This is a genomic window from Photobacterium swingsii (assembly GCF_024346715.1).
Taxonomy (GTDB): Bacteria; Pseudomonadota; Gammaproteobacteria; order Enterobacterales; family Vibrionaceae; genus Photobacterium; species Photobacterium swingsii.
The window spans coordinates 1,641,940-1,655,498 of record NZ_AP024853.1 but is presented as its reverse complement, the minus strand read 5'-3'; the positions used below and the strand labels follow the sequence as shown (position 1 = coordinate 1,655,498).

Here is a 13,559-nt window from a genome sequence, read left to right as displayed (position 1 = left end):
ATGAATGGTATTCAAAAAATAATGACAGAAGCTAAACATGAAGAGCTTGGCAGCAAACAATAGAAGATACGAATGCAATAAAGCCACCAGCATTATGTTGGCAGCTTTATTAACAAATGACAGAAAGGAGGCTTCTTAGAAATTACGACCAAGAGATGAAAACGTCATATTATTCTCATAATCACCAGTCAAATTACCAAGCTCAAGAATATCTTCTACTCGTGAACTCAAGTAAACATCACGCCCACCAAGCACAGTACTGAGTACTTTAGTTTTATGGACATCAGTAATCGGCACATCAAAGATATTTTGATCAATAACCGCAAAATCAGCGTACTTGCCTGCTGTAATGGAGCCAATCTCTTCGCCTCGCTGCTGGCTGTCTGCGTTAGCTTGTGTGTACATCCAAACCGCTGTTTCAAGTGGCACAGCATGTTCTTCAGCATTCATTGTTGGGCCTTCTTTCAAGCCTACACCACGGCGTGTTACCGCTGTTTCTATTGCGAACCAAGGATTAACGGGGGTCACCGTCCAGTCTGTACCGATAGAAACAGAAGCGCCACTATCTACAATAGGCTTCATTGGGTACATGTATTTATGCACACGATGCGTACCAATGTCTTGTTCGACAATACGAATAGCCGCCATGTCATACCAAAAAACAGGCGAAAACTCGGCATGCACACCAAGCTTTGCAAAGCGGTCTACATCATCAGGGTGAACCATAGCAACGTGGGCAACACGGTGTTTTAGCTGCTTAGCATTATTACCTGGTTGCTTACGCAATTCTTCAACAGAATCTAATACAAGACGGGCTGCTCCATCTCCCGCGCAGTGTGCATAAACACATAGCCCCATCGCATCGTATCGGGCAAGCCCCTCTTTAAACTGCTCAGGCGTGTTACGCCACGGACCATGGTAGCCATTAGTCCTCTCATAGGGCTCAACCACAACAGCTGTTTGACCAGCCGCAGCACCATCAAGAATATACTTAACACCAAGTATCTTCACTTGTTTACCGTTGTAGTCCTTGTGGTTATAGATGTAATCAAAGGCTGTCTTTTTCATTTTTTCGGTAACAAAATCGACCTCTGCGGTAATGTACACAGCGAGGCGGACAGTGAGATCATCTTTGTCATCAAGATACTTGTAAGCGCGGCCATATTTCTCACGTGACCACACTTCGCTTACCGAGGTAATACCAAAGCTATTAATGTAACTAAAGATAGGTTTTAGCTGCTTGTCACCTAGTTCTTGCACAGACGGTAAGGTTTCAATCCACTTTTCCCAAGCAACGTTTGCGGCAAGTTCACGTAATACACCTGTGGGCTCACCATTCTCATCTCTTACAAAATGACCACCTTTAGGATCGGGCGTATCTTTCGTTATTCCGCAGACCTCAAGTGCCTTAGAGTTAACGAGTGCTGCATGGCCAGAGCATTCCCAGAAGAACGCAGGTTTATCAGGGATCAACTCATCAAGAATTTTCTTATGCGAAGGCTGCCCAAACATAAGGATGTTACTACCATCGTCCCATAGATAATCTAGATTGCCACCGAAGACCCACTCCTTATGTGGATTATCGCGCATTTCCTTTTTAACCAAGGCCTTAAACCCATCCCAAGTAGTAGACAATTCATCAACATTCACATTGAATTGATTTTCTACCGCCATTTCTGGATGCATGTGATCATCAATTAATCCAGGCAAAACAGTATGGCCACGGAGATCAACGACTAAAGTATCAGGTGTACGCAACTTAAGAATTTCATCCGTTGTACCAACTTTTGAAAAACGATCACCCGTTACTGCAAAAGCTTCATTCCAAGCTTGGCTATCTTTACCACCTTGGTAAATCTTCCCATTAACGTACAACACGGTTTTGCCATTAATCCCTGTTTGTGTCCTCTGCGTCGTTCCAGAAGCGACTGCTTTAGCAATAGGCGTTACCATTGCAGCTGCGGCAGCAGCACCTGCGCTTGCTCTGAAAAAGTGACGACGTTGTGGCGACTCAAGCACATTATCGCTTACTGATAGGTCTAGTCGTTTATTCATTTTGACCTCGTTAGATATCAATACAGATTATTAGAACTCACCAATATATAATTCAACATCAAACAAATAATTCAAAGTTGAATCATCCTGTATTTCAGCTTACATTCAGGAAGGCTATTGTTTTTGTGACAAGCATGCGGGAAATTTTGGTGCTAGTAGTTTTTCACCAAAGGTTTGGCTAAGGTAATCAGTTGGGGTAGTAATAGCGCAGTGATTCATTACGGTTGCAGCACAATTAACACTAAGTTTCATTCGTAATGACCCTACTATTAATTTCAGCAAATACAATAAAGTATTAAGATCATCACAATAGAAAAATTCTAGTTACGGAGTTGCTTAGAAACAAGTAAGTGCCAGTCTTACTTATAGGCGGTAAATTTAAGCCTTTCAGCTATCGCAATCGGCGCTTCTAACAGCTTTGAAAACGGCATCTCTGTTAAAGGCTCTATGGCTTACGCACAAGGTAAGTTCTCTCAAAAAAATATGGTAGTTGGCGCTGGTGTTGGCTACAGCTTCTAATCTGATTTGAAGATTGCTGTTTGGCACTACAGTAAAAGGTGCCACCCAAGTCAAAGTGTTAATTAAGTGGGTTAGTCTCCACTTAATACCCGTTTTGCTAGCTTCGGGTAATAACAGAAAATGCTTAACAGATCATACAAACATTGATTGTGACAGCGGAGCAAAGTCCCAAATAACTTCAATAGCCGAGAACGTTTGACCCAAATAGGTAGAATACAAGTTCAGTGTTCATCGCAATAAAAGGGCCTAGCTGCTATGCAACTAGACCTGTTAGAGGCAAAAGGCTTAATTTAGTAACATCAAGCTCTCTCCCTTCCCTATTAGTTATATTGAATATAAAGCATCTTTCGAAGGCTATCACATCGACGCTTATCTAAACGATCGCCAAGGTAGTCACCGTCTTCTGCAGCCTTCTTCATCAGTAGTGCTCGCGCACGTTCATTTGAAGGTAGATCTTTATATTGCTCATAAGACTGAAGCTTAAGGACTTGATATTTAGAGCGTTGATCTGAGCTCGCGACATGGTCATAACAATAAACCATCGCACCGGCATTCGCACCGACCTTACTAGCATCGGTGATTGCATAAGCATTTGTAGCTAGCACTATCAAAGCTAAAGAAAGTGTTTTAATTAGTTTCATATCGATCTCCAATTAGAGCTCATATTTGGCTTCAGTTACTGTCATCTTCATCGCTTAGATAAAGAGACGTCTTAAGTCAGAAACAAATCATAATCATCAATCTCAGCACAAACTTGCCATTTAGTGTCAGGGAGCATTATTCCAAGCTACTTAGCTATTTTTATAACGCATACACGCATACCTTCCTAACAAATAGGAGCATATAAACCATCAAAAAACTCGTGTAGCGATATAGCCGTTAATCTTCAAATTGAGAGTCTCTGCTCCCTTAAAAAATATGCTAAAACTCCAGTCTAAATTTCGGAAGCTTTAGATCCTAAGTGAAGTGAAACTAGGATCCATCATTTCACAATTTCCAACCAAACGGCCTCTTGCTCCAAAGCTGAACCTTGTTTCTTCATTTCTGTCACAAGCTCTCGTAACGCTGAAGAAAGTTCTAAAAGTCTTTGGCTGTTTCTCTCGAAAGATTTAAATTCACGAGCAGTATCATTCCAAAGCTGATTTTGTCCATAACGCACCAATAGTTCTTTCCAATTCGGCATCATCCAAAACTCAGTTCTTTCTTCTAACTTATCTTTAAGGCGGCGGTAGTTATTCAGTCCTACTCCATCATAATCAGAGAAAAAATAGACTATCGGTGCCCTTTTAGGCACCGATAGCCATTCGATCAGTTTGTTGTGTAGATGCCCTCTGTACCAAATAACGGTAGTGGGTTCGTTATTGGGTAACCAATCTAGGCGGTCAAACAATGCTTGGTTTTCCACCAGCCAAATAGAATGATGAGTGTTAAGATCCCTATTTCTTTCTCCACCCACTTCAAGGGAAAAAACGCCAAACTCATCTGTCGCTACATTTAAGTGTTCAGTTAGTACTCCTCCAGAAACTTCCCATCGCGGATTAGCAGCTGTTTTAGCTAGAACGTAGGTAACATCGTGACCTGCATACCCTTGCTTACTACTGCGTGTGGAGGCTATGTTTACCGCTCGTTGCGGAACAGATGAAGACAAGTTTTGATTTGGTGCCAACTGCTCCAGTGTGACTTTAACGACATCGATATCTAGGATTCCGTAGACAACGCCACGGCCTTTAGGGGTAACTTGTACACTCTGAGTTTTGCGGCTGAACTCTTCAAGCTGCTTCTTCTGAGATGGCGTCAATGTACTTCCAGCGATGGAATCAGGGTATACCTCGATTAGTCGCGTTAGTGCTTTAACCAATACCTGGCTCATAGTGATGGCTCTACTTGTGGTTGCGACAGTTCTTGACTCTTAATTGGTTCGAAAATCTGCCAGCTATTTTTGCTGATGTGGTTCTTACCATTTGCCTGGTGGATAGGCACACAATAACGTGCCGTGGTTAACGGCGCAGGTGATGCAAAAATTAGTGCAAAACCAAATTGATCAGCAATCTCTATCAAATTAGTTTGGTTCTTTGTGTCCAGGGCCAACGCCTCATCCAAATAACATACTGCTTTCATTTTATGACGTTTATCTTGCATTAGATGAAGCATCGCTAGGCCGGTCACAAGCTTGGCCATCAAGACTGTTCCGTTAGAAGCCGCACTATCAATATCTTCAAATGACTCTGGTTGCTGCCTATGCTTTGCGACGACAAACTCAAGCCTGAACAAGTCTGCCACTCTTAGACCTTGGCGAGCGTTGCCTTCTTCTATCAGCAAGTTTTTAGCCCTATCTAGCTCAACATCATCGAGAATGCTGGCTTGATCGAATAGCTCGAAGCTCTGTCCACTTTCTGTTTGCTCTGCTTGCTGTATCAGTACATTCATCGCATCTACAAGCTGGCTCTCCTCAACTGGTTCAATTTTAAATGTTTTAAGATCCGATAACTGCCTGTGACTGATTAATCGGTTGAATTCCTTCATCTTACTTTGCAAAGTGTAAAAGCCACTGCGCAGTTCTCTTAGACTCGCGGTGACGTTGACCACTGCCGAGCGGGCACGTCTTTCCAGCGCTTTCTTCTCATTATCTAAACAATGACTGAATTGAATGATGCCTTTTAACTCTTCATCCTGACTTTGAGCCACCTGGAACTTAGTGAGGCCTTTTTGACTCAAGTCGTTTTTCATTTGACGCAATTCTTTGGACAACTTATCGAGGTCTTTGCAATCTTCGATGTACTGTTCGATACGAACAGGTAGGTACTCCAAAGACCACTCATCCGTAAGCAGCCATGGTGTGTGTGGTTGGTCAGATAAAACAGTAAACAGCGCTTGGTCATCTATTCTTTGATTCTTTAGCTTTTCAACCTTGCTATCGTCCGTAGACAGCTGACTTAACTTGTCCGCAATCTCACCGATTTTCTGCGTGAGTTCTCTATGCTTCTTATCCGCGTTATCAAGCTCAGTATTAATCGTTACCAGCTGACTCTCAAACGTCAGTCTTTGCTCGTTTCTCTGGGCCTGACCTTTAGTTAATTGTTGCAGCTGCTCGTAGTCCCTCAAGTATTGCTCACACTGTTTTACTGCTTGATTTAATTCGTTCTTCTTTCTCTCAGCAGCCTCACTTTCTCTACTTGCCTCAAGCAGTTGTTTTAATTCCGTTACTTGCTTATTTACATCGCCTATTTCCTCCATCAACTCCTGCTCTGTTTTTTGAACATGCTGATGCACAAGCTCATCAAGGGAGAGTTTTAAACCTGAAAGCGAAAGTTGCTCAGGCGATTCACCATTGAGCATGTGTCGAAGCTGATTGATGTCAAATGAATACTGCGAAGGTGGCAATTGCATCACTTGTTGGCTAAGTACTTTGTTCAGCTTTTCTAATTCATCTACATTAAGCACTTTAGAAAGATGAAGGTATAAATTGTCACCCAAAGTTTGACGCTGAGAGTGCAACCTTTGCAGCTGATCTTTTTTCTCTTTCAACTGTTTGCTAATCGAGGCAGAAGAGGACCGTTGTGATTGAATACACAAAGCAGCCTGAACGTCATAGTTTTGCTCTGCAGTTTTCAATTGACTCACCAAAAACGATTGATCCGGGATCAAAGTAAACCGCTCTTCCAGCTCTTGTTGCTGCTTCTCGATAAGGTTTAACTCTTCTAGTTTATTAGTTAAGTCTGTGCGATTACCTGCACGGGTAATATCTTGACCTCGCAGTTCACTTTGCGTTTGCTCAAGCTTCTCTTGTTGTGCTGATAAGCTCTCGGTCATTCTTCGAACATAACCATGCCAATCCTGCAGCAATTCATTCACCTTAGGCTGACATGCAGCGATCTTTCCTCGTAGCGACAAAGTACGCTCAAACTTTTGTTCGAGATCTTGAATTGTATCCAGATTATTGACTGCTGCGAGGTACTGCTCACGCTCTAGGTTAATATCTTGAAATGCTTTTTCCCATTCCTGCTTAAAATCGATACTAGCATTGGGTAGCTCTCGACTAAATATCTTCAGCAAGTAGTCTTTGACATCACTGGAGTTTAACTTGTCGAGTCTAAGCGTTTTAGTGAGGACTTGCTGGAACGAGCGAGCGTCACTTACGTGTTCAAGTTTGAATACCGTAAAGTCGATATCGCTGGTCTTCTTACTTTTTGCACCGCCATAAATCGAGTGTCTAAACTCTTTATCATTGAATTTATAGACTCGATGTTTTTTTGTTGCTAAGTGGTTGACTAGCTTTGGTTGAGTTACGGTGTTGCCGTCATCCAGACGGAAATCATCTAGGTTCAACTCACCTTTATAAGCGAAGTACTCGTAGTCATAACCTACTCCTTTACCAACACAGCCAAACACCACGGTACCAGTTTGCGGTAGGATGACTTCGAGCAAGATGTAAGCGCTGTTGTTAGGAAAGTAAAAACGGCGCGCCTTCTCCAGCGTATGAGAACCGAAATCCATCCTTCTTTGATCAATGATGAGTAGAAATTGAAGTGCGTTTATTAGGCTTGTTTTACCATGGTTATTTGGCGCGATTAATGACACAGAGTCATCAAGAGGAAGCTCTGCTCGCTGGTACCCAGCACTGCCAATTAACGCTAAACGTTGAAAACCGTAACTTAGCATGATTCATCTTCCTCATAAGCTGACGCATTGCTGCCAGATGTTTGTTCAGTAATAGCTTCGAAATGGTCTAGGTAGCGATATACCGAAGGCAGCAAACGCCAATGATTGCTTTCTTGAACGGCAAAACCTTTTCGCACTGCGTTGTCGAGTATCTTTGCTAATGCATCTTGGTCGAGCTCTTCTGTATCCAAAAGCTCTTGATGCTTTTCGTAAACCTCATCTAGCAAGGTATTATCAATCATCCATTGATAAAACTGACCAAGAGATCGGCCGCGATCAGCTTGATGGTCAAATATCACCATCAGCAATAGCGCTAACTGACGTGATTGTTTATTGATGTTCGGATTAGCATCGTCATCATGAAACCAAGCAAACCCTCGTCCATCAATACGCAACTCAAAACCTAACTTGGCAAATAGGTGCTGATACTGCTCTGCTTGTTGTTCTAGTTCATGCCAAAGTACTGCGTCTGCCGAGCGATTAAGATGTCGCCCGGAGCTAAAGAAGTTAAATAGCTCTGTCAGATGAGCCAGCTCATTTAAATAGATTTTGCTAGTTTGCATTATCAACATCCTTTGGATTTGTTAAGCGAGTCAACGTCTTTATTTCATGAGGGTGGTAACTTACGGCAACTGTGTTCAGCGCTGTGGTATTTGAATTCTCCCCTAATGTGCTTTGCCACTGAGGATCACGGACAAGCTCGTGATAAAGCCGCAATAGCTCGGCATCCGGTAGGTACGGATAGTTTCCTCTGAGCCATGTCATGAGGTTCTCTACTGGTAATGCGTCAATAAGTTGTTGTCGTAAAAGCTCTTCATCAACCCAGTCGATCATTGGACTCTCTGGCATTTCCTCTTCATCCGGGAATGGAATAGAGCTAGGTTCGAAGTCCATGAATTCTGCCATCAACTCACGCACCTCGTTACCCAATTGAGTTTTGATGACGCGGCTACTTTTCCACATTGGTAAACCGTTGGCATTCAGCCCTCGCACTAATCCCTTTTTACGAACTAAGCTAAGCTGCTTGCTAATCACCGCTGAAAGCTGGTTATGCTGTCTGGCTTCCTCTCTTAACGGCAACAAGGTATCGGCGCATTGCTGAGCTATGATTCGTCCTTGGTATCGCAGATCTTTGACTTGATAAGCTATCTGGCGCATTGCCAACCTTTGTTGATACAAAGAACCACGCATGGAAAGAATATCAACAGCAGAATCGAGTGCTTCTTCCGCCTTTTCTAATAAGGGGTAGAAACTGCCACCAAGGCCGCTATCCATCATTTCGTTCATGGGCTCAACATACTGATCGTATACTTCTAACACTTCACGGTAGCGACGTTGAATTGGGACACTGGTGTCCGCCGACTTCGCCAACTCTGCTATTTCTAAGATTGCTTGTTTGTCTTGTGTCAGCTGTTGGGTAATCTTTCTTACAAGCTCTGACAGCCTGTTCGCGCCAACGCGAAGTAAATCATTGTCCGCTCCGTCAAGCCCTTCTAACACTTGACTGGTGGCATGTTTAATTGCATCAACTCGTGCTTTAAGTACCGCTGATAGACCTAACTCATGCTCTTGGGTCAAACCTCTGACAAATTCGATAACTAGCGTATTCAGCTGATAGTCGTTACTTCGATCCATAGGCTGCAATATGTCTACATTAACAAGACTAGTGAGAACAGTATTACTGTCCGTGTTCTTGTTTTTGAACTGATTGATCACCTGTTCAAGTACTCTCAGCTCAAACGCTGGAAACTCTCGCGAGAGCCGAGTTAAGTGCTCAACCACCTCCCAATGTTGATGTAACTGAAAAGTGAGACTTTTAGGTGCGGCCATTGAAACCTACTTAATGCGTATCTAATAGAAAGAACAAAATGCACTGCTGGTTGACTATTCATTACTGCCGACAAAATATATCGCCGTTGACGACAGGTAAATGCTGTGTACTTATACACGTAGCATAATTAGACAGGATTCAAACTATGAGTAAATGGCCCGTTAGGTGGGATCTACTTTTTCGATACAGAATGATTGAGATTATTGCACTATGGGAAGGGCGACTAACGACCAACCACTTGATTAAAAGTTTTGGTATTGGCAGACAGCAAGCATCGAAAGACATCAACACCTATCTAGCCGATATCGCTTCAGGAAACCTTGTTTATGATAAACAACTGAAAGGCTACAAACCCAGTGATAGCTTTGTCCCACAGTTGACAAGCGGTCATGCTGATGAATATTTACACATCCTTTCGAGAAGTGAAGATATGACCATCACATTTAATGAGCTTGATATGGGGTTTGAGAATACTGCGATGGTTCGCCCTGTCACACGAAATATCTCGCCACAAATCTTGCGTCCACTTATTCAAGCAATCCGAGAGAACAAACGTGTAGATATAAGCTACACATCGCTCAAAGACGGCATTGAAGTCATCAAAACGTTTAAGGTATTGGTTATTGATCTCTTCGCCACTGTTTAGAGCTTCTTTACCCAAGTCTGTTATAACGAAATGACCACGCCTTGTGGAATCCAAAAGCCCAGCTTTCGCTAGATAGTTTTTGGCCCATCCAACTCGGTTCGTGAATGCCGCTTGTCGGCCACTAGGAAGCAGCTCCGTTCTCTCGTCTTCTGACAGATTAAATTGCTCCGCTAGCAAATCTACAACGTTGCTGAGCTTAACTTCTTCATTTTTCGCAGCCTCTAACACTGGCTTCATTAAATCTTGATAACTTGGGAGCATCTAAGCACCTACGTTTTTTGTTTTTCGATCCATACTTCGAGATCTTCACGTTTGAAGCGCCAAGAACCGCCGACTTTGAAGCCAGGAAGCTTTCCTTCGCTTGCTAATCTATATGCTGTTTTTTCGGCCAACTTTAAGTAAGCGGCCACCTCTTTCAAGGTTAAAATTTAGTCTACCATTCAGAGTGTTATCTCAGTTGGTTTTATTCATCAGAATTAATGGTGAGAGAATATGGGAAAATTGGGGAGTGGGCAATGTGAGATAACTCAATACAAGACTGAGTGCATATAAAAAATACAAATCCCCACCAGCTTTCGCTGGTAGGGGTAAATCAAATAGTATTCAAAGGGGCAAGGTCGATGATCAACGAGTCCTTCACTCGATTAAATTCTTCACTTTCTATATCGCAAGCTGTGAAGTTTTCTAAGAGTTCTTGCTGTCTCGGTTGTCCAAACGCTAAGCGATAGAGCACCAGTATTTTTTTCACTTCAGCATATTTCGCAACTTCCTTACTCATTGGGTAAGTCGGCACAATTCGTTCAATTTGAGCCTTGCCATTAGGAGTAAACCAGTACGGCTCTAAGTCACTCGTTTTATTCGCATCATCATTGGCTGCTTGTGCGAATAGCTGCTCCCAAACATCCGCTTTGTTTCCAAAATCTGGAGTGTGGTTTTCTGCTATGCGTTGACGAACAACAAGCGACTTATACCTGTTCACTCGCCCTTCTCGTTGCTCAATATCGATAGGGTTGTTGGGTAAGTTCCAATGAACCACTCGACGGCAATACCAGTGAAAATCGAGCCCTTCTTGACCAATCGATGTCGAACTCAACACAAATGGTCGGAATGGGGAGTTAAACGCGTCACGTACGCTCACTACTCGTTTCAAGCCACTATCATCATTGAGTTTTTGATTGCCGAGCGGAACAGCAAAATGACAACGCATCGACGATGAACATTTATCTTTTGCTTTTGTTCTATTCTCCCAGAAGTGAACCTGCTCGGATGAACTTCGTATTCCCATGGCATGCTCTAGCTTACTTGTTGCTGCATACACATCACTGCCTGATGTCGCAAGTAAGTGACAGTATTCATCCAACATTGATTGGTAGTTACCATGTGCGCAATAGACCAAGACCTTATACCAAGCGGGTGAAGCCGTCTGTCCAGATAGCAGAGTGTGTTTAACGTTACGTTTCACAATGGGAATTGCGTATTCATGGTTGAACAGTCTGATTGTCAGCTCCGCAAACTGAACAGAGTAACTAACCAAGTCGAGTTCAGAGAGGTCTTCTGACCATAGCGCTTGAATGGTCCTCATCGCGCAGGTAGCAGGATTAGCTAGGCTTGAATATGCCAGCACTTTGGCTAAGTCATCAGGCATTTTACCTAAAGCGAATGACTCACTCCCCTCAAAATACTGTTTAATTTTGGCAAAATGCTTAGTACGGCCTTCTTGGCTCAAACGCGAATCTATCTGCTGTATCCATTGTTCGAAATGCTCAACCTCGCCAGCTTGCCGATCCAGCAGCATAGGAGCGAGTACATACCAATCGCTATTTGTCTTGTCATCACTTTCGTATTGCTTTAAACAAGCTAATTTGCTCTGAATCAACGTGGTTTGTTGAGCCAATACCTCATCTAGGCTATCACCCAAATACGACACGTCGACTAGCGATTTACAAGGATAAAGTAAATGCCATACGTTGAGCGTTGATTTGCCTTCAAACCGAAGTAAAGGTGAAGAGTTTTTATCACTATGGTATTGCGGCCTCTTACCCTTCCCTTTTATTACTCGACGTTCGGCCTCATAAGACCACAGGCAACTTAATGCCTTTGGCACAAGCGCCCACGATGAAAATAGCAACGTCTTGGTAAAAGACTCATTCCCTTTAAATACACCGTCAAATTGGTAGTAAGGTTTGCAAGGAGGGGACCAAAGCAAGTTCTCCGGCGAACCTTCGAAAATCACTTTACTTAGCGCTTTGACCTTTGCATTCGGGGCACTTTGTTCAACGTTCAATCTATGATTTTGAATGTTAGCATGAGAGAGCCAAGCCTGAGTGTGCTCGCTACTTTTAGACTTTCTTAGCAGCTTACGTACATCAGGGTTATTGATATTGCGGTGGTATAATTCCTTAAAAGCATAACCATTTAGGAAAGAGATAGCCCAAGGTGCTGACTTAGCGAACTCGATAAGAGAGACACCTCCACGCCCCTTAGGCAGCACTGCGTTTAACGCTTCGATCGCACGGTAACCTTGGACTTCTTCAACACTAAAATCAGAACCACAACATAGTTCATTGGAATGAATAAGCTGCTCAAAGCCTTTGCTAATTTGGCTGCGCTCAGTTCTGGCAATATATTCTCGCAGTAACTTTTCGACAGAGCGAGCATTGGCATCGCTAATAGACTCAAAATCTGCATTGCCGGACGACAGGGTTAACATATCCCCATGAAGCAGATTACGCTTCAGTTCGTATTGAGAGACAAAGTCCACATCATTGTGTGATAGAAAATCGAGTAACTTATGCAATTGTTCATGATGACTGCTTTCATCGTCCTCATCGTTAATTGTCGTCATCGCTTTAAAAGGCGTTGCCGACAACAAAAGTACTTTGGATTTTGCTTTTTTGGCTTTGCCCTTATCACTAAATACCTGCCTAGCAATTAACGATTCTTCGGAATCGGAGCTTTGATCTGTTAAAGACTGAAAGCGTTGGAACTCGTCTAGGATGAACAAGTCTGCTTGCAAGCTTCCAGCACAACAGCGCGCCACCAGTCGACGAATTTCCACTCTAAAATGGTAAAATAGGTGGCTAGTCTTATCAGTTTCGCCTGAGTCATTGTTCCAACAATTAGCTAGGTAGAGCGCTGCCTCATGAAGCGATGAAAAGTGTTCTCTTAACACATTAGATTCACAAGGCTTGCTCAAGCCGCTTTCAAGCTGAGATACGACTAACGGATCTGTATCAAAATATAGATCCAGATACCTCAATTCATCTTCCCATCGGCCCTCTTTGGTAATCTGATTGGTTTTGAATAGCTGACGAATTGGTTCCACAACTTCACATAAATTCGTCGTTTGAGACAGTAAAACCGCTAAGATCGCTCTTTCTCGGCAGTTACCCGATCCAGCAGTCAACGTAAAAGAAGTCGAAGGGGTTAACGTACAAACTTCAATGATGTGCTCATCGTTTATTTCAGATTTTTTCGGCTTTAGAGCCAGTTCAACCAAGCGCCCAAATGTTGAAGGTTTCACCCATCGCTTTGCATCTTCGCCATTAAAAAGCGCCAGCTTTTGGCGATTCTCATCTGCCAATGCAAGGTTGGAGCAGATATAGATGACACGCATCGGTTTAGTCGTATTGGACCCTACATGTCTTTTCAGTAATTGAGCGATGGCACCTTTCGCGACGATAGTTTTTCCTAACCCCACCTCATCAGCAACCAGTATTCTGTGGCTGTGTTCGGGTGTTTGATACTTATCTATAACGAGATCTACCGTTGCCTTTTGAAAGTCTTTAAGGCCAGCTAATACACCGTTTAGTTGCTCTAGGATTGCTTGTGTCATTATCTAGTTATCTT

Annotated in this window: 9 protein-coding genes and 2 pseudogenes; 2 read left to right on the top strand and 9 right to left on the bottom strand. The window is 43.0% G+C overall.

The genetic code is table 11. The annotated features are described in order from the left end of the window. Positions 1 to 135 precede the first annotated feature (135 nt). Positions 136 to 2,055 carry an amidohydrolase gene (locus tag OCU77_RS24430; RefSeq protein ID WP_048899338.1) on the bottom strand — a complete coding sequence of 640 codons (1,920 nt, stop codon included), beginning with the start codon at positions 2,053 to 2,055 and terminating at the stop codon, positions 136 to 138. Positions 2,056 to 2,448: 393 nt separating this feature from the next. On the opposite strand from OCU77_RS24430, the gene OCU77_RS25250 reads away from it, so the two are divergent. After that, positions 2,449 to 2,574 (top strand): YadA-like family protein, encoded by a 126-nt coding sequence (locus tag OCU77_RS25250; RefSeq protein ID WP_160314720.1) that lies wholly within the window; start codon positions 2,449 to 2,451, stop codon positions 2,572 to 2,574. Between the two features lie 320 nt (positions 2,575 to 2,894). On the opposite strand, the gene OCU77_RS24425 is transcribed toward OCU77_RS25250, so the two are convergent. The 5 genes from OCU77_RS24425 to OCU77_RS24405 all read right to left on the bottom strand — a co-directional run bounded on the left by OCU77_RS24425 (position 2,895) and on the right by OCU77_RS24405 (position 9,063). Then, positions 2,895 to 3,215 carry a hypothetical protein gene (locus tag OCU77_RS24425; RefSeq protein ID WP_107302932.1) on the bottom strand — a complete coding sequence of 107 codons (321 nt, stop codon included), beginning with the start codon at positions 3,213 to 3,215 and terminating at the stop codon, positions 2,895 to 2,897. A gap of 341 nt (positions 3,216 to 3,556) precedes the next feature. Beyond that, positions 3,557 to 4,444, bottom strand: coding sequence for a DUF7281 domain-containing protein (locus OCU77_RS24420; RefSeq protein WP_048899337.1), 888 nt, complete (start codon positions 4,442 to 4,444; stop codon positions 3,557 to 3,559). Next, on the bottom strand, positions 4,441 to 7,233 hold the full coding sequence (locus OCU77_RS24415; protein WP_048899336.1) for a coiled-coil domain-containing protein: 2,793 nt from the start codon (positions 7,231 to 7,233) through the stop codon (positions 4,441 to 4,443). Before OCU77_RS24415 ends, OCU77_RS24420 begins: the two co-directional genes overlap by 4 nt. Beyond that, positions 7,227 to 7,796, bottom strand: coding sequence for a condensin complex protein MksE (locus tag OCU77_RS24410; protein ID WP_048899335.1), 570 nt, complete (start codon positions 7,794 to 7,796; stop codon positions 7,227 to 7,229). The genes OCU77_RS24415 and OCU77_RS24410 overlap by 7 nt, the downstream gene beginning before the upstream one ends. Beyond that, positions 7,786 to 9,063 (bottom strand): hypothetical protein, encoded by a 1,278-nt coding sequence (locus OCU77_RS24405; RefSeq protein WP_048899334.1) that lies wholly within the window; start codon positions 9,061 to 9,063, stop codon positions 7,786 to 7,788. The genes OCU77_RS24410 and OCU77_RS24405 overlap by 11 nt, the downstream gene beginning before the upstream one ends. Positions 9,064 to 9,209: 146 nt before the next feature. Between OCU77_RS24405 and OCU77_RS24400 the strand changes: the two are divergent. Then, positions 9,210 to 9,662 (top strand): annotated as a pseudogene (locus OCU77_RS24400) (WYL domain-containing protein); the annotation flags it as partial. Positions 9,663 to 9,764: 102 nt separating this feature from the next. Here OCU77_RS24400 and OCU77_RS24395 read toward each other — a convergent pair. From OCU77_RS24395 to OCU77_RS24385, 3 genes and pseudogenes are all read right to left on the bottom strand, one after another. Beyond that, positions 9,765 to 9,947 (bottom strand): annotated as a pseudogene (locus OCU77_RS24395) (winged helix-turn-helix domain-containing protein); the annotation flags it as partial. Between the two features lie 32 nt (positions 9,948 to 9,979). Next, on the bottom strand, positions 9,980 to 10,138 hold the full coding sequence (mads1, locus tag OCU77_RS24390) for a methylation-associated defense system helix-turn-helix domain-containing protein MAD1 (RefSeq protein ID WP_239686006.1): 159 nt from the start codon (positions 10,136 to 10,138) through the stop codon (positions 9,980 to 9,982). Positions 10,139 to 10,302: 164 nt separating this feature from the next. Further along, a complete protein-coding gene (locus tag OCU77_RS24385) occupies positions 10,303 to 13,545 on the bottom strand; it encodes a DEAD/DEAH box helicase (RefSeq protein WP_107302931.1) in 3,243 nt (1,080 codons plus the stop codon). Positions 13,546 to 13,559 lie beyond the last annotated feature (14 nt).